Below are 16,366 nucleotides of genomic sequence, written 5' to 3'. Positions count from 1 at the left end.
GCTTCTGAACAGCTTGGATCAGGTGCGGTATTCGGCGTTGATCTTCACGTATTCGTGAGACAGGTCGGTCGTCCAGATGGTTTCGCTGCAGGTGCCGCGGCCCAACTCGATACGGATGGTGATTTCTTCGCGCGCCATGACTGCAGCGCCCTGCTCTTCGGTGTAGGTGGTCGCACGGCAACCCTTGCTGGCAATACAGACTTCACCGAGGAATACGTCGATCTTGCTCACGTCCAACTGCGGCACGCCGGCATAACCAACGGCAGCGAGGATACGGCCCCAGTTCGGATCGGAGGCGAACAGCGCGGTCTTGATCAGCGGCGAATGGGCCACGGCGTATGCCACGTCGAGGCATTCCTGATGGGTACCACCACCGTTGACCTGCACGGTGACGAACTTGGTCGCACCTTCGCCATCACGGACGATGGCCTGCGCCACCTCCATGAACACCTCGAAAACCGCCTGCTTGAGCTTGGCGAACAACTCGCCAGCGGCCTCGGTGATTTCCGGCAGGGCCGCCTGGCCGGTGGCGATCAGCATGCAGCAGTCGTTGGTGGACGTATCACCGTCGATGGTGATGCGGTTGAAGGACTTGTTCGCCGCATCGCGCACCAGATCCTGCAACACGCCCTTGGCGACCTTGGCGTCGGTGGCGATGTAGCCGAGCATGGTAGCCATGTTCGGACGGATCATCCCGGCGCCCTTGCTGATACCGGTGACGGTAACGGTAACGCCATCGTGCTGGAACTGACGACTGGCACCCTTGGGCAGGGTATCGGTGGTCATGATGCCAGTGGCAGCGGCTTCCCAATTGTCAGCCTTGAGGTCATCCAGCGCGGCCTGCAGGGCAGATTCGATTTTCTCTACTGGCAACGGCTCGCCGATCACACCGGTGGAAAACGGCAGTACGGCGCTCTCCGCCACCCCAGTCAGTTCCGCCAGACGCGCGCAGGAACGACGGGCGCGTGCCAGGCCATCAGCACCGGTGCCGGCGTTGGCATTGCCGGTATTGGTCAGCAGATAACGCACTTCGCCACCGAGGCGCTCACGGGTAATCAGTACCGGCGCGGCGCAGAAGGCATTGGTCGTGGTCACCCCGGCGATACGCGAGCCCTCGGCGCAGCGCATCACCACCACATCCTTGCGCCCGGGGCGCTTGATGCCGGCCGAAGCGATGCCCAGTTCGAAACCAGGAACAGGGTGCAGGGTAGACAGCGGGCCAAGACCAACAGCCATGAGGTGCGCTCCTTCAAGTGTGCGGTGGCCGCCTCAGCGACCGAATGAGATGGTAAAACGCCGCGAGCGGCTGAGCCGTTCGCGGCGTTGTCAGGGCGGCGACAGCATAGCCGAAGCGCCCTCTACTGCAAGCAGGTGTCTGCGATCAGCCGATCTGGCCGTGGCAGTGCTTGTACTTCTTGCCAGAACCACAGGGGCACGGCTCATTGCGGCCGACCTTCTGCTCGGCACGCACTGGCGCACTGGCAACGGCCACGTCACCTTCCTCGCCATCGTTCTGCTCAGCCGCCAGTGCCGAAGCATCGGCATGCTGGAACTGCATGCGCTCGGCCATGGCCTCGGCTTCGCGACGCAGGCGGGCTTCTTCTTCGGCCGGATCTTCGCGGCGTACCTGAACATGGCTCAGCACACGGATGGCGTCGCGCTTGATCGACTCCAGCAACTCCTGGAACAGAGCGAAGGACTCGCGCTTGTATTCCTGCTTGGGGTTCTTCTGTGCGTAACCACGCAGGTGAATACCGTGACGCAGGTGATCCATGGTCGACAGGTGATCCTTCCACAGGTCATCCAGCACACGCAGCAGGATCTGCTTCTCGAAGGTACGCAGTGCCTCGGCGCTGGCCTGGGCTTCCTTCTCGTTGTAGGCAGCCAGCAGCTCGGCGAGGATGCGCTCGCGCAGAGTCTCTTCGTAGAGCTTGTCGTCTTCGTCCAGCCACTGCTGAATCGGCAGCTTGAGGGCGAAGTCGCTGTACAGCACGGACTCCAGACCAGCGACGTCCCACTGCTCGGCCATCGACTGCGGAGGAATGTGGCTGTTGATCGCAGCGGTCAGCACTTCTTCGCGGAACTCGGCAATGGTATCGCCAACGCTCTCGGCAGCCAGCAGGCTGTTGCGCATGTGGTAGATAACCTTGCGCTGCTCGTTGGCCACGTCGTCGAATTCGAGCAGTTGCTTACGCATGTCGAAGTTACGACCCTCGACCTTGCGCTGGGCCTTCTCGATGGCGTTGGTGACCATGCGATGCTCGATGGCCTCGCCGGACTGCATGCCCAGGGCCTTCATGAAGTTCTTCACCCGATCCGAGGCGAAGATACGCATCAGGTTATCTTCCAGCGACAGGTAGAAACGGCTGGAACCCGGGTCACCCTGACGACCGGCACGACCGCGCAACTGGTTGTCGATACGACGCGACTCGTGACGCTCGGAGGCGATCACATGCAGGCCGCCGGCCTCGATCACCTGCTGGTGACGCTTCTGCCACTCGGCCTTGATCTGCGCGACCTGCTCGTCGGTAGGGTTTTCCAGGGCCGCGACTTCCACTTCCCAGTTGCCGCCCAGCAGGATGTCGGTACCACGACCGGCCATGTTGGTGGCAATGGTCAGCGCGCCCGGACGACCGGCCTGCGCGATGATCTCGGCTTCCTTGTCGTGGAACTTGGCGTTGAGCACCTTGTGCTCGATGCCTTCCTTCTCAAGCAGCCTCGATACGTACTCGGAGGTCTCGATGGTCGCTGTGCCGACCAGGATTGGCCGGCCCTGGGCCTGGCATTCCTTGATGTCGGCGATGATCGCCTGGTACTTCTCTTCCTGGGTCAGATAGACCAGGTCGTTGAAGTCCTTACGCGCGATTGGTTTGTTGGTCGGAATCACCATCACGTCCAGACCGTAGATCTGGCGGAACTCGAAGGCCTCGGTATCGGCGGTGCCGGTCATGCCCGAGAGCTTGTTGTAGAGGCGGAAATAGTTCTGGAAGGTGGTCGAAGCCAGGGTCTGGCTTTCGGCCTGGATGTTCACCCCTTCCTTGGCCTCGATCGCCTGGTGCAGGCCTTCGGACAGACGACGGCCCTGCATGGTACGGCCGGTGTGCTCATCGATCAGGATGACCTGGCCGCTCTGCACGATGTACTCGACGTTGCGATGGAACAGGGTGTGGGCGCGCAGGCCCGCATAGACGTGGGTCAGCAGGCCCAGGTTGTGCGCGGAATAGAGGCTCTCGCCTTCGGCCAGCATACCGGCCGCGGTGAGCATCTCTTCGACGTACTGGTGGCCGGCTTCGTTGAGTTCGACCTGGCGGGTCTTCTCGTCGACCTTGTAATGACCTTCCTGGGTGACGACGCCTTCCTCCTCCTCGATATGCTGCTTGAGGCGAGGGATCAGCTTGTTGATCTCGATGTACAGCTTGGAGCTGTCTTCAGCCTGACCGGAAATGATCAGCGGGGTACGGGCTTCGTCGATCAGGATCGAGTCGACTTCGTCGATCACGGCGAAATTCAGCTCACGCTGGAACTTGTCTTCCATGCTGAAAGCCATGTTGTCGCGCAGGTAATCGAAACCGAATTCGTTGTTGGTGCCGTAGGTGATATCGGCAGCATAGGCGGCGCGCTTTTCTTCCGGCGGCTGGAACGGGGTGACGATGCCCACCGTCAGGCCGAGGAATTCATACAGCGGGCGCATCCAGTTGGCATCGCGACGTGCTAGGTATTCGTTGACGGTCACCACGTGCACGCCCTTGCCGGACAGTGCGTTGAGGTAAACGGCCAGGGTACCCACCAGGGTTTTACCCTCACCGGTACGCATCTCGGCGATCTTGCCTTCGTGCAGGGTCATACCACCGATCAACTGCACGTCGAAGTGACGCATGCCCATCACGCGCTTGCCGGCTTCACGGGCCACGGCAAAGGCTTCGGGAAGCAACTGGTCGAGGGTTTCGCCCTTGGCCAGACGGGCCTTGAACTCTTCGGTCTTGCCACGCAGCTGCTCGTCCGAGAGGGCGATCATCTGTTCTTCGAGGACGTTGACGGACTGCACCGCCTTGAGCATGCGTTTGACTTCACGCTCATTCTTGCTTCCGAAAAGTTTTTTCAACAGAGGCGCAAACATATCGACAGGATCTTCCGGCGAATGGATGGAGGTCGGCGCAAACCGCGACCAGGCAGCCAGCATGGCTGCAGGCGAAGGGGGCATTCTACCCGGAAACGCCGGGGATGAAAGTGACGTTGTCAGCCCATTGCTACCGCATGATGGCGCACACCGCACCAGCCTCGGGGGAAACCGAGACGCGGCATGCCGAAATAGATGGGGACGATTGAATGGAATTCAAGGGTCGCTACGCGCGCCCCTCATTCAGCCCCATTGCTGCGTGCGATATACAGCGCCGGATTGACCTGACGGCCACCCTTGCTGACTTCGAAATGCACGTGATAACCGGTGGAGCGACCACTACGGCCGACCTTGGCGATGGTCTGACCGCGCTGCACCAGATCACCGATCTGCACCGTGTTGCTCTGGTTGTGCGCGTAGAGGGTGACATAGCCATCGGCATGGCTGATTTCCACCGTATTGCCATAGCCGCTTTTCTTGCCGGAGAAAGTCACCACACCGGCGGCGACCGACACCACGTCGCTACCTGGCTTGGCAGCGAAGTCGATGCCCTTGTGCACGCTGGCACGACCGGTGAGCGGGTGTACGCGACGACCGAACGGCGAGGATACATAGCCTTGCAAAACCGGACGTCCCGAGAGCGTTTCCGCTTCGTTCAGGCGGCGCTCGCCGAGCAACTGCTCCAGCACTTCCAGCTGATGCTCGCGACTCTCGACGCGCAGCGCCAGATCGTCCAGAGCATTCATGAATGGCGGGGGCGCATAGGCGGAGGCGCCGAGCGCATCTTCCGCACCGCCCTGACCGACACTGAGGGAGAAATCGAACTCGCCCGCATCCAGCTCCGCCAGTTCGGTGAGCCGTTCACCGAGGGCATCGAGACGGGTCAGCCGCGCCTGCAATTCGGCGACATGGACGGCGAAGGCATCCAGTTGGCGCTGGGCATCCTGTCGCACCACACCGACTTGCTCACGCTGCTGATCGAGCGCTTCTGCCAGGCGGTTGTCGACCACTGGCTCGGCCGTCAGCCACTTGGCACCCACGGCCGCACCTGCGCCCAAGCTCGAGATCAAGAGAAGAAACGCAACCAACAACAACCAGCGCAGATCGAGATTGATCGTTCGTGCGCAGCCGTGTCGACTATTTAAAAGAATGATTTGCATGGCTTCCCCTTACTGGCAGAACACAGACCGGCAGCAGGCTCTGCTACCATGATGGTTCTGCAATCTAAGGCCTCCTGCCATGTCGTTCCGTCCCTTGCCGGCCCAGGCACCCGCTGCGCTGTTACGCGAAGCCAAGCCCCTGAAAGCGCTGTTCGGTCAGGCGCAACGCCTGACCAACCTGCAGCGTCTTGTCGAAAGCCAGCTACAACCTGCCGCCCGGGAACACTGTCATGTAGCGTCCTGGAACAACGGCTGTTTGCTATTGATAGTGACCGATGGCCACTGGGCAACACGCCTGCGTTATCAGCAAAGAAGACTGCAACGACAACTACAGACACTCGAAGAATTCGCGACCTTAACGAAAATCCTGTTCAAGGTGCAACCTCAAGTCGGACCGAATCGTGGAACCGGTCGCACCCTGCACCTGTCCAATAGCGCTGCCCAAAGTATCCAGGCAGGTGCTGAAGGCATCCGCGATCCCAGGCTGCGCGCCGCGCTCGAGCGGCTGGCCAGCCACACGCAGAAAGACCAATAACGCCCTTTTTCCGTTCGTCGGTAAATCCGTAGCAGACCAGGTGGCGCGCACCAATTGCTATGGGGGATCGGTGCGCACGGCCTGGCCGGCCCCGCGACACCCTACAAAAAAAAGAGGCCACCCGAAGGTGGCCTCAAATTGAAGCTGGAAAGAGAGTTGGTTTACACGGCCGCTACTGGGCGCATGTAAGAGATCGGTGCGAGTTTGGCGTCCTCGAAGGTCACCATTTCCCAGGCGTCGGTCTGTTCGATCAGGGTACGCAGCAAACGGTTGTTCAGTGCGTGACCGGACTTGAAGCCCTTGAACTCGCCAATCAGGCTGTTACCCAACAGGTACAGGTCGCCGATGGCATCGAGAATCTTGTGTTTGACGAACTCGTCCTCGTAACGCAGGCCGTCTTCGTTGAGCACGCGATGCTCGTCGACCACGATGGCGTTCTCCACGCTACCGCCGAGTGCCAGGTTCTGTGAACGCAGGAACTCGATGTCACGCATGAAACCGAAAGTGCGGGCTCGGCTGACTTCCTTGACGAAAGACGTGCTGGAGAAATCCACACTGGCGCTCTGCGTACGATTGCGGAACACGGGGTGATCGAAGTCGATCTCGAAGCTCACCTTGAACCCGTCGAAAGGTACGAAGGTGGCGCGCTTGTCGCCCTCCACCACCGTCACTTCGCGCAGGATGCGGATGAACTTCTTCGGCGCTTCCTGCTCCTGCAGGCCAGCGGATTGAATCAGGAATACAAAGGGACCGGCGCTGCCATCCATGATCGGCACTTCGGACGCGGAGAGCTCGACGTAGGCGTTATCGATGCCCAGGCCTGCCATGGCCGAAAGCAGATGCTCTACCGTATCCACCTTGACGTCACCATTGATCAACGTGGTCGACATGGTGGTTTCACCGACATTCCCGGCCAGCGCGCGGATTTCCACCACGGGGTCGAGGTCAGTGCGACGGAACACGATACCGGTATCCACCGGTGCCGGCTTCAGGGTCAGGTAAACCTTCTCCCCCGAATGCAGGCCAACGCCGGTGGCACGGATGATGTTCTTCAGGGTGCGTTGTCTGATCATGGCTTGGCCGCTATATCGCTAGTTGCGAACTGTTTTCAACAATGGTCGGGAATGATAGCAGAACCGACCTTTGCTGAACACCAATCACCTTTATACTCCTGATACATTCCATCAATCAGCCTGACGACGCAGGAAAGCCGGAATATCCAGGTAATCGAGATCATCCTGGGTATTGAGCTTGGCTGCAGTCGCCGCGCCACCGTGGCTCTGACGCTGTACGGTCGGACGCTCGTAGTCCTTGTAGTTGACCGACTGCTCGCTGCGCGCAGGCGCGGCGGGCTGCTGGGCAACCGGCTGGCTGACAGCGACCTGCACGGTGTTGTCGATCACCTTGACCGGCTTCTCCATGCGCGCGCCGAGGCCAGTGGCGACCACGGTAACGTGCAGTTCGTCGCGCATGTCGGCGTCGATCACGGTGCCGACCTTGACGGTGGCTTGCTCGGAAGCGAATTGTTCGATGATGTTACCCACGTCGGAGTATTCACCCAGGGACAGATCCGGACCGGCAGTGATGTTGACCAGGATGCCACGCGCGCCCTGCAGGTTGACGTCTTCCAGCAGCGGGTTGCGGATAGCGGCCTCGGTGGCTTCACGAGCACGGTTCGGACCGCTGGCGCAGCCGGTGCCCATCATCGCCATGCCCATCTCGCTCATCACGGTCTTCACGTCTGCGAAGTCGACGTTGATCATGCCCGGACGCTTGATGATGTCGGAGATACCGCGTACGGCACCGGCCAGCACGTCATCTGCCTTGGCAAAAGCCGACAGCAGGCTGGCGTCCTTACCGAGAATGGTCAGCAGTTTTTCGTTCGGGATGGTGATCAGCGAGTCGACGCTCTCGGCCAGCGCGCGGATGCCTTCATCGGCGATGACCATGCGCTTCTTGCCCTCGAACGGGAACGGACGAGTCACCACCGCAACGGTGAGGATGCCCATTTCCTTGGCCACCTCGGCGATCACCGGGGCAGCGCCGGTACCGGTACCACCACCCATGCCGGTGGTGATGAACACCATGTCGGTGCCCTGCAGCACTTCAGCAATGCGCTCGCGGTCTTCCAGCGCGGCCTGACGACCGACTTCCGGATTGGCGCCAGCACCCAGGCCCTTGGTCACGCCTGGGCCGAGCTGCAGCACGGTGCGCGCACCGATGTTCTTCAGCGCCTGCGCATCGGTGTTGGCGCAGATGAACTCGACGCCCTCGATGTTGCTGACCGCCATGTGATTGACCGCGTTACCGCCGCCACCACCGACACCGATGACCTTGATCACCGCACTTTGTGGAATGTTGTCTACTAGTTCGAACATGATCCCTCTCCTTCCTTTCTAGTTGTAACGCCTACTGCAAATTTAGAAATTACCTTGCACCCAGCGCTTGATGCGCTCGAGTACCGGGGTCTTGGTTTCGTCCTGATAAGGACTGCCCACCGAAATGGAGATGCCGTCGTTCTGCTTCTGCAGTCCGTACAGGAGCAGCCCCACACCGGTGGAATAAATCGGGTTGCGCACCACATCGGCCATGCCCTTGACGCTGTGCGGCACGCCAAGTCGTACGGGCATGTGGAAGATTTCCTCAGCCAGTTCGACCGCCCCTTCCATCTTCGCCGTGCCGCCAGTCATGACGATGCCGGCGGGAATCAGATCCTCGTAGCCACTACGACGCAGCTCGGCCTGGATCAGGGTGAACAGTTCGTCGTAACGCGGCTCGACCACCTCGGCCAGCGACTGGCGCGACAGGTCACGCGGCGGACGATCACCGACGCTCGGTACCTTGATGGTTTCGCCGGCACCGGCCAGCTTGGCCAGGGCACAGGCGTAACGGATCTTGATTTCCTCGGCGTACTGGGTCGGCGTGCGCAGCGCCATGGCGATGTCGTTGGTGACCTGATCGCCAGCGATCGGAATCACCGCGGTATGACGGATCGCACCTTCGGTGAAGATGGCGATATCGGTGGTGCCACCGCCGATGTCCACCAGACACACGCCCAGCTCCTTCTCGTCTTCGGTCAGTACCGAATAGGCCGATGCGAGCTGCTCGAGGATGATGTCGTCGACTTCCAGACCGCAGCGACGCACGCACTTCTCGATATTCTGCGAGGCATTCACGGCGCAGGTGACCACATGCACCTTGGCCTCCAGACGCACACCGGACATACCCAGTGGCTCGCGCACGCCTTCCTGGTTGTCGATCACATAATCCTGCGCCAGGGTGTGCAGCACGCGCTGATCCGCCGGAATGGCAACGGCCTGAGCGGCATCGAGTACACGTTCGATATCCGCCGGGCTGACTTCGCGGTCGCGGATGGCGACGATGCCATGGCTGTTCAGGCTACGGATGTGATTGCCGGCCACACCGACGAACGCCGAGTGGATACGGCAACCGGCCATCAGTTGAGCCTCCTCCACCGCACGCTGGATCGAGGCCACGGTGGACTCGATATTGACCACCACGCCCTTCTTCAGCCCGCGCGACGGATGCGTGCCGATGCCGACGATTTCCAGCTGGCCGTCGGCCGTCACCTCACCCACCAGCGCCACCACCTTGGAGGTGCCGATGTCCAGGCCAACGATCATCTTGCCGCTCTGCGCGCTACTCATTAGTCCTGCCTCTCCTCAATTCACTTTCTGCTCGGCCGCAGCCGGCTCCACCGGCTCACGCCAGGCCACGGCCAGGCCGTTGGCATAACGCAGGTCGATGCGCGCGATATTCGCGCTCTGTTCTTTCAGTTCCCGCTCGTAAATGGCGGCGAACCGACGCATTTTTTCCACCACGTGATCACGTCCCAGCAGGATGTCGATGCGCTGGCCGCTGGCGTTCTCGGTCGCCGAGAGGAACCAGCTACCGCGCTCGCGCAACTGCAGTCCCACCACGGTAAAACCCATGGGGCGCAACAACTGGCTGAGCATCTGGTACTGCTGCATCACCTTCGGTTGCGCGCGCTTCGGGCCAGACAGCTGCGGCAGATGCTGGTAGTTATCCAGCTCCTGCGGCGCGAACGCCTGGCCCTGGTTATTGAGCAGCGCCTCATCGCCCCAACGGGCGATTGGCAATTGCTCTTCCAGACGCACGTCGATCTGATCCGGCCATACACGGCGCACCTCGGCATGGGCGATCCAGGGCATGCGCTCCAGTTCTTCACGCATGCCGCGCAGGTCGACACTGAAGAAGCTCGCCTCGATGAATGGCGCGATCCGACGCTGCACCGCCTGCTGACTGATATAAGCCAGGTCGCCCTGCACGCTGATACGCGCAATCGGGCGGTCGGCATAAGGCAGCAGACGCTGGGCGCCCTCGTAGGCGCCGAAACCCAGACCGACCAGCAGCAACGGCCAGAGCAAACGGCCCACCCAGGAAAAATCCGGCTTGGGCAAACGCAGGCGCATCGGCTCCTTGGCCACCAGACGGCTGGCGCCACGCGGCGCGGGCTTGCCGCGTTGCGGAGCCCTCAGCGAGTCCTGATGACGCAGAGCGATGCTCATCGCTTAACCCCTCGCCTCGACGCTGTCAGCCAGGATCGCCAGCACCAACTGCTGGAAATCCAGACCGGCAGCACGCGCGGCCATCGGCACCAGGCTGTGATCGGTCATGCCCGGTACGGTATTCACTTCCAGCAGCCAGAACTGGCCACTGGCATCCTGCATCACATCGGCACGCGCCCAGCCCTGGGTGCCCACGGCCTCGCAGGCGCGTGCGGTCAGTTCCTTGAGCTCGGCTTCCTTATCGGCAGACAGGCCACAGGGAATGCGGTACTGGGTGTCATCGGCCAGGTACTTGGCGTCGTAGTCGTAGAAGGTATGCGGCGTCCCCAGGCCAATCGGTGGCAGCACCTGGCCACGCAACACGGCGATGGTGTACTCGGGGCCGGCAATCCACTGCTCGACCAGTACCTGGCTATCGTAGCGGGCAGCATCCTGCCAGGCAGCGATCAGCGCCTCGACGCTGCCCACCTTGGCCATACCGATACTGGAGCCTTCATGGGCCGGCTTGACGATCAGCGGGAAGCCCAGTTCGGCAGCAGCGGCCTCGCAATCGGCTTGCGAAGTCAGCACGGCATGACGCGGGGTCGGCAGGCCGAGGCTGTGCCAGACCTGCTTGGTACGCAGCTTGTCCATGGCCAGCGCAGAGGCGAGGATGCCGCTGCCGGTGTAGGGGATGCCGGCGCACTCGAGCAGCCCCTGCATGGAGCCGTCCTCGCCACCACGGCCGTGCAGCACGATGAAGGCGCGGTCGATCTTCTCGCGGTTCAGGCGAGCCAGGAAATCATCGCCCACGTCGATGCCGAAGGCGTCCACACCACCCGCCTGCAGGGCGCTGAGTACGGCATTGCCGGATTTCAGCGACACCTCACGCTCGGCGCTCTTGCCACCAAACAGCACGGCGACGCGGCCAAAAGCCTTGGGATCGAGGGTACTGTGCAAACTCATTTCGACTCCCCCACGAACAGCGGGTGCTTGATCAGTTGCGGCGCTACCGCGCCGATATCGCCAGCGCCCTGGCACAGCAGGATGTCACCGGCACGCAGCAGCGGCTTGAGCAGCGGTGCCAGGTCGGCGCCACGCTCGACGTAAATCGGGTCGAGCTGACCGCGCTGACGAATGCTGTGGCACATCTGCCGGCTGTCGGCGCCAGGAATTGGTTCTTCGCCTGCCGGGTAGACCTCGACCAGCAGCAGCACATTGGCTTCGCTCAGCACCTGCACGAAATCGTCGTACAGGTCGCGAGTACGGCTGTAGCGGTGCGGCTGGTAAACCATCACCAGGCGCCGCTCGGGCCAGCCACCGCGCACGGCCTTGATCACCGCAGCCACTTCACGCGGGTGATGGCCGTAGTCGTCCACCAGCATCACGCTGCCGCCGTTGACCGGTAGCTCGCCATAGACCTGGAAGCGCCGACCGACGCCCTGGAAGCCCGACAAACCGGCAACGATAGCGCTGTCGTCGATGCCCTCGTCAGTGGCGATGGCGATGGTCGCCAGCGCGTTGAGCACGTTGTGATTGCCGGGCATGTTGACCGACACGTCGAGCGGCTCGCAGTCCGGCCGCAGCACGGTGAAGTAAGTGCGCATGCCATCCTGACGCACATTGATGGCGCGCACGTCGGCATCTTCCGAGAAACCGTAGGTGACGGTCGGGCGGCCGATCTGCGGCAGCAGCTCACGCACTACCGGGTCATCCACGCAAAGCACCGCCAAGCCGTAGAACGGCAGGTTGTGCAGGAATTCGATGAAGGTCTTCTTCAGTACATTGAAGTCGCCACCATAGGTGCTCATATGGTCGGCATCGATATTGGTGACCACCGAGACCATCGGTTGCAGATGCAGGAAGCTGGCGTCGCTCTCGTCCGCCTCGGCGATCAGGAAACGGCTGGAACCAAGCTGGGCATTGGTACCCGCTGCATTCAGACGGCCACCGATAACGAAGGTCGGATCCAGGCCGCCAGCGGCGAATACCGAAGCCAGCAAGCTGGTGGTAGTAGTCTTGCCGTGAGTACCGGCCACCGCGATACCGTGGCGGTAGCGCATCAGCTCGGCGAGCATTTCGGCACGCGGCACCACCGGGATACGACGCTCCAGCGCGGTAGCGACTTCCGGGTTGCTGGTATTGACGGCGCTGGAAACCACCAGCACGTCGGCCTGCTCGGCATTCTCCGCAGCATGGCCGATGAAGATCTGTGCACCGAAGGTCTTCAGGCGCTCGGTAACGGCCGACGCCTTGAGGTCGGAACCGGAGACTTCGTAACCCAGGTTGAGCAGCACTTCGGCGATGCCGCACATACCGACACCACCGATACCGACGAAGTGGATACGGCGGATACGACGCATGCGCCGGACTTCAGCCTTGACGGCGGCGGGAGATTTAGCCACGAGCCACCTCCTGGCAGATGTCGACGACCGTGCGGGTAGCATCGGGTTTGGCCAGACGACGCGCGGTAGCGCCCATGGCGGTGAGTTTTTCCAGGTGCATCAGAACCTCGGTGAGCTGCGCGGCAAGCTTGGCCGCGTCAGTGGCATGTTGCGGAAGAAGAACGGCAGCGCCCTCCTTCGCCAGGTATTCGGCATTGCGGCTCTGGTGATCGTCGATGGCATGCGGCAAGGGCACCAGCATCGACGGCAGACCCGCGGCGGCCAGTTCGCTGACGGTCAGTGCGCCGGCGCGGCAAACCACCAGGTCGGCCCAGCCATAAGCGCGGGCCATGTCCTTGATGAAAGGCGCGACCTCGGCTTCGACCGCGGCATCTCGATAACGCTCCGCAGTGATTTCGGCATGCTGCTTGCCCGCCTGATGGAACACCTGCGGACGCAGTTCGGCAGGCAGTTTCTCCAACGCGGCGGGCAGCAGCTTGTTCAGTGGTTCGGCGCCCAGGCTGCCACCCAGCACCAGCAGTTTCGGCTGGCGACCGGCCAGCGGCTCACGCGGCGTTTCCAGGAACAGCTCTTCACGCACGGGGTTACCGGTGGTGCGCCGCTTGTCGGACGCCGCGAAGGTGTTCGGGAAGGCCTCGCAGATACGATTGGCGATACGCGACAACAGGCGATTGGCGGTACCGGCGACGGCGTTCTGCTCATGAATGATCAGGGGCACGCCTGCCAGGCGCGCAGCGAGCCCACCAGGGCCGGTGACGTAACCGCCCATGCCGAGCACGCACACTGGCTGCAACTCGCGCACGATGCGCCGAGCCTGCAGCAGCGAACGCAGCAACTGGAATGGCGCCTTGAGCAGGGAGAGCTTGCCCTTGCCACGCAGGCCGCTGACGTTGATCAGGTGCAGCGGCAAGCCCGCCTGTGGCACCAGCTCGTTCTCGATGCCACGCGGCGTACCCAGCCAATGCACGCTATAGCCACGAGTCTGGAATTCACGTGCGCAAGCCAGCGCCGGGAACACGTGGCCACCTGTGCCACCGGCCATGATCAGGACGTTACCGCGCATGGGCCACCTCCTGCTCCGGCTCGGCGAAATCCGCTTCGCTGAACTCCACGTCCTCGTTGCCCAGCACGTTGCGCCGCTCCCACTCGATGCGCAGCAGCACCGCCAGGCTGACGCAGCAGATCACCAGCGACGAGCCGCCATAACTGAGGAACGGCAGGGTCAACCCCTTGGTCGGCAGCAGGCCGGTATTCACGCCGATATTGATCAGGAACTGGCCGATCCACAGGAAGGACAGCCCATAGGCCACGTAGGCCGAGAAGAACTGCTTGGCCTTCTCCGCCCATAGGCCGATGTACAGGCCACGTACGCAGACGAAGACGAACAGCGCCAGCGTTGCCATTGCACCGACGAAACCCAGCTCCTCGGCCAATACCGAGAAGACGAAGTCGGTATGCGCTTCCGGCAGGTAGAACTGCTTCTGGATGCTGTTGCCCAGGCCGACGCCGAACCATTCGCCACGACCGAAGGCGATCAGCGCCTGGGTCAACTGGTAACCGGAACCGTATTGATCGGCCCAGGGGTCGGTGAAGGTGATCAGTCGCTGCAGGCGATATTCCTGAGTCTGCACCAGGACGAACACGGCGCCGACGGCCAGTGCCACCATCAGACCGAAGCGCAGCATGCCGACACCGCCAAGAAACAACATGGCCATGGCCGAGCCCATCATCACCACGGTGGCGCCGAAATCCGGCTCCAGCAGCAGCAGGCCAGCCATCGGCAGCAGCACGACGAAAGGCTTGAAGAAACCCATCCAGCTTTCGCGCACCTCTTCCTGGCGGCGTACCAGATAGCCGGCCAGGTAGACGACCACGAATACTTTGGCGATTTCCGAAGGCTGCACGTTGAAGGCGCCAAAACCGATCCAGCGCCGTGCACCGTTGACCTCGCGGCCAATACCCGGAATCAACACCAGCACCAACAGACCGAAGGCTGCCAGCAGCATCATCCAGCCGTAGCGCTGCCAGAAACTCATCGGAATCATCAACACGATGCCGGCAGTCCCCAGGCCGATGACCAGGTAAACCAGATGACGAATCATGTGGTACAGCGGATTGCCAGACAGCGCCGCCGCCACTTCCGAAGAAGCCGAAGTGATCATCACCAGGCCCAGCCCCAACAGTCCAAGGCAGCCGGCCAGCATCGGGAAGTCGACGTCCAGGCCGCGACCGAACAGCGGCGAGGGGCGGATGTGCAGGAAGGCCAGCATCAGGACAGCCCCTCCACAGCCTGGGCGAACAGACGCCCGCGCTCTTCGAAGTTCTTGAACATGTCCAGACTGGCGCAAGCCGGCGACAGCAGCACGGCATCGCCCGCTTCGGCCAGCTCACTGCAACGCTGCACAGCCTCATCGAGGGTTTTCACCCGCACCAGCGGCGCAGCATCGCCCAGCGCCTCGGCGATTCGCTCGGCATCGCGGCCCAGCAGCACCACAGCGCGGCAGAAACGCGCGACCGGGGTCTTGAGCGCGGAGAAGTCGGCGCCCTTGCCATCGCCACCGGCGATCAGCACCAGCTTGCCGGCGATATCGGCGCCCAGGCCTTCGATGGCCGCCAGCGCCGCACCGACGTTGGTGGCCTTGGAATCGTCGTAATAACTCACGTCGCCGCGCTCACGCAGCCACTGGCAACGGTGCGGCAGACCAGCGAACTGGCGCAGGGTGGTCAGCATGGCCTCCATCGGCAGGCCTACGGCATTGCCAAGCGCCAGCGCCGCCAGCGCATTGGACTGATTGTGCGCGCCACGGATCTTCAGCTCGGCGGTCGGCAGCAACGCCTCGAAACGGAAAGCCAGGTACTTCTCGCCCTGCTCTTCCAGCAGGCCGAAACGCTTGAAGTCCGGCTTGCCCAGGCCGAATTCCCAGCAAGTAACCTGGTCAGCGATCAGCGGACGCGACAGCGCATCATCGCGGTTTACCACCACCTGACGCGCGCCACGGAAAATGCGGTGCTTGGCCAGGTGATAAGCCGGCAGGCCGCTGTAGCGATCCATATGGTCTTCGCTGACGTTCAGGCAGGTGGCCACTTCAGCGTTCAACTGCTCGGTGGTTTCCAGCTGGAAGCTGGACAGCTCCAGCACGTACAGCTCGATATCGTCACTGAGCAGGTCGAGCGCCGGCATTCCCAGGTTGCCGCCGACCGCGACACGCTTGCCCGCCGCGGCCGCCATGTCGCCGACCAGCGTGGTCACGGTGCTCTTGGCGTTGGAGCCGGTGATGGCAACGATTGGTGCCTTGGCATGACGAGCGAACAGATCGATGTCACCAGACAGCTTCACCCCACGCGCAGCCGCTTCCGCCAACGCCGGCGTGGCCACGGCCAGACCGGGACTCACGTACAGCTCCGAGGCGCGGCAAAGGAAGTCCACGTCCAGCTCACCGCAGCGCACTTCCACCTGAGGGTAGTCGCGCTTGAGCGTTTCCAGCTCCGGCGGATTCGCGCGCGTATCGGCCACGGCAAAGCGCACACCCTGACGCGCCAGGAAGCGCACCAGGGACATGCCGCTCTTGCCGAGGCCGACAACGATGCGGAATTGGTCGGAAGCGATCAACGACACGCTC

The 16,366-nt window shown here is 62.3% G+C and carries 13 protein-coding genes; 1 reads left to right on the top strand and 12 read right to left on the bottom strand.

The window, feature by feature from the left end; all coding sequences use genetic code 11:
* Nucleotides 1–18: 18 nt before the first annotated feature.
* The 3 genes from argJ to HS968_RS05155 all read right to left on the bottom strand — a co-directional run bounded on the left by argJ (nucleotide 19) and on the right by HS968_RS05155 (nucleotide 5,277).
* Complete coding sequence (argJ, locus tag HS968_RS05165; RefSeq protein ID WP_106738935.1) at nucleotides 19–1,236, bottom strand: bifunctional glutamate N-acetyltransferase/amino-acid acetyltransferase ArgJ; 1,218 nt, start codon at nucleotides 1,234–1,236, stop codon at nucleotides 19–21.
* Nucleotides 1,237–1,381: 145 nt separating this feature from the next.
* Nucleotides 1,382–4,117 carry a preprotein translocase subunit SecA gene (gene secA / locus HS968_RS05160; protein ID WP_182370443.1) on the bottom strand — a complete coding sequence of 912 codons (2,736 nt, stop codon included), beginning with the start codon at nucleotides 4,115–4,117 and terminating at the stop codon, nucleotides 1,382–1,384.
* Between the two features lie 239 nt (nucleotides 4,118–4,356).
* Nucleotides 4,357–5,277 carry a M23 family metallopeptidase gene (locus tag HS968_RS05155; protein WP_119694795.1) on the bottom strand — a complete coding sequence of 307 codons (921 nt, stop codon included), beginning with the start codon at nucleotides 5,275–5,277 and terminating at the stop codon, nucleotides 4,357–4,359.
* A gap of 79 nt (nucleotides 5,278–5,356) precedes the next feature.
* Here HS968_RS05155 and HS968_RS05150 point away from each other — a divergent pair, with 79 nt between their 5' ends.
* Nucleotides 5,357–5,812, top strand: coding sequence for a DciA family protein (locus HS968_RS05150; protein WP_119694796.1), 456 nt, complete (start codon nucleotides 5,357–5,359; stop codon nucleotides 5,810–5,812).
* Nucleotides 5,813–5,973: 161 nt separating this feature from the next.
* Here the strand turns inward: HS968_RS05150 and lpxC are convergent, their stop codons facing one another.
* The 9 genes from lpxC to murD all read right to left on the bottom strand — a co-directional run bounded on the left by lpxC (nucleotide 5,974) and on the right by murD (nucleotide 16,362).
* Complete coding sequence (gene lpxC, locus HS968_RS05145) at nucleotides 5,974–6,885, bottom strand: UDP-3-O-acyl-N-acetylglucosamine deacetylase (RefSeq protein WP_179623945.1); 912 nt, start codon at nucleotides 6,883–6,885, stop codon at nucleotides 5,974–5,976.
* A 111-nt stretch (nucleotides 6,886–6,996) separates the two neighbouring features.
* A complete protein-coding gene (gene ftsZ / locus HS968_RS05140) occupies nucleotides 6,997–8,190 on the bottom strand; it encodes a cell division protein FtsZ (protein ID WP_106738931.1) in 1,194 nt (397 codons plus the stop codon).
* A gap of 42 nt (nucleotides 8,191–8,232) precedes the next feature.
* Complete coding sequence (ftsA, locus tag HS968_RS05135) at nucleotides 8,233–9,480, bottom strand: cell division protein FtsA (protein ID WP_106738930.1); 1,248 nt, start codon at nucleotides 9,478–9,480, stop codon at nucleotides 8,233–8,235.
* A gap of 15 nt (nucleotides 9,481–9,495) precedes the next feature.
* The gene (locus HS968_RS05130; RefSeq protein ID WP_106738929.1) at nucleotides 9,496–10,362 is read right to left on the bottom strand and encodes a cell division protein FtsQ/DivIB; all 867 of its coding nucleotides are present in this window, start codon (nucleotides 10,360–10,362) and stop codon (nucleotides 9,496–9,498) included.
* Nucleotides 10,363–10,365: 3 nt separating this feature from the next.
* Nucleotides 10,366–11,307, bottom strand: a complete 942-nt coding sequence (locus HS968_RS05125) for a D-alanine--D-alanine ligase (protein WP_182370441.1) — start codon at nucleotides 11,305–11,307, stop codon at nucleotides 10,366–10,368.
* On the bottom strand, nucleotides 11,304–12,704 hold the full coding sequence (murC, locus tag HS968_RS05120) for a UDP-N-acetylmuramate--L-alanine ligase (protein ID WP_218886870.1): 1,401 nt from the start codon (nucleotides 12,702–12,704) through the stop codon (nucleotides 11,304–11,306). Before murC ends, HS968_RS05125 begins: the two co-directional genes overlap by 4 nt.
* Before the next feature lie 34 nt (nucleotides 12,705–12,738).
* Nucleotides 12,739–13,809, bottom strand: a complete 1,071-nt coding sequence (gene murG, locus HS968_RS05115) for an undecaprenyldiphospho-muramoylpentapeptide beta-N-acetylglucosaminyltransferase (RefSeq protein WP_182370439.1) — start codon at nucleotides 13,807–13,809, stop codon at nucleotides 12,739–12,741.
* Nucleotides 13,799–15,016 carry a putative lipid II flippase FtsW gene (gene ftsW / locus HS968_RS05110; protein WP_182370437.1) on the bottom strand — a complete coding sequence of 406 codons (1,218 nt, stop codon included), beginning with the start codon at nucleotides 15,014–15,016 and terminating at the stop codon, nucleotides 13,799–13,801. Before ftsW ends, murG begins: the two co-directional genes overlap by 11 nt.
* A complete protein-coding gene (murD, locus tag HS968_RS05105) occupies nucleotides 15,016–16,362 on the bottom strand; it encodes a UDP-N-acetylmuramoyl-L-alanine--D-glutamate ligase (protein WP_182370436.1) in 1,347 nt (448 codons plus the stop codon). Before murD ends, ftsW begins: the two co-directional genes overlap by 1 nt.
* Nucleotides 16,363–16,366 lie beyond the last annotated feature (4 nt).

The organism is Pseudomonas berkeleyensis, assembly GCF_014109765.1.
In the GTDB taxonomy this organism is placed as follows: domain Bacteria; phylum Pseudomonadota; class Gammaproteobacteria; order Pseudomonadales; family Pseudomonadaceae; genus Aquipseudomonas; species Aquipseudomonas berkeleyensis.
The sequence above is the reverse complement of the archived record's forward strand: the minus strand, read 5'-3'. Positions and strand labels throughout refer to the sequence as shown.

Coding starts and splice junctions, on each gene's coding strand:
- argJ (WP_106738935.1), bottom strand. CDS start 1,236: ATGGCTGTTGGTCTTGGCCCGCTGTCTACCCTGCACCCTGTTCCTGGT.
- secA (WP_182370443.1), bottom strand. CDS start 4,117: ATGTTTGCGCCTCTGTTGAAAAAACTTTTCGGAAGCAAGAATGAGCGT.
- HS968_RS05155 (WP_119694795.1), bottom strand. CDS start 5,277: ATGCAAATCATTCTTTTAAATAGTCGACACGGCTGCGCACGAACGATC.
- HS968_RS05150 (WP_119694796.1), top strand. CDS start 5,357: ATGTCGTTCCGTCCCTTGCCGGCCCAGGCACCCGCTGCGCTGTTACGC.
- lpxC (WP_179623945.1), bottom strand. CDS start 6,885: ATGATCAGACAACGCACCCTGAAGAACATCATCCGTGCCACCGGCGTT.
- ftsZ (WP_106738931.1), bottom strand. CDS start 8,190: ATGTTCGAACTAGTAGACAACATTCCACAAAGTGCGGTGATCAAGGTC.
- ftsA (WP_106738930.1), bottom strand. CDS start 9,480: ATGAGTAGCGCGCAGAGCGGCAAGATGATCGTTGGCCTGGACATCGGC.
- HS968_RS05130 (WP_106738929.1), bottom strand. CDS start 10,362: ATGAGCATCGCTCTGCGTCATCAGGACTCGCTGAGGGCTCCGCAACGC.
- HS968_RS05125 (WP_182370441.1), bottom strand. CDS start 11,307: ATGAGTTTGCACAGTACCCTCGATCCCAAGGCTTTTGGCCGCGTCGCC.
- murC (WP_218886870.1), bottom strand. CDS start 12,704: ATGCGTCGTATCCGCCGTATCCACTTCGTCGGTATCGGTGGTGTCGGT.
- murG (WP_182370439.1), bottom strand. CDS start 13,809: ATGCGCGGTAACGTCCTGATCATGGCCGGTGGCACAGGTGGCCACGTG.
- ftsW (WP_182370437.1), bottom strand. CDS start 15,016: ATGCTGGCCTTCCTGCACATCCGCCCCTCGCCGCTGTTCGGTCGCGGC.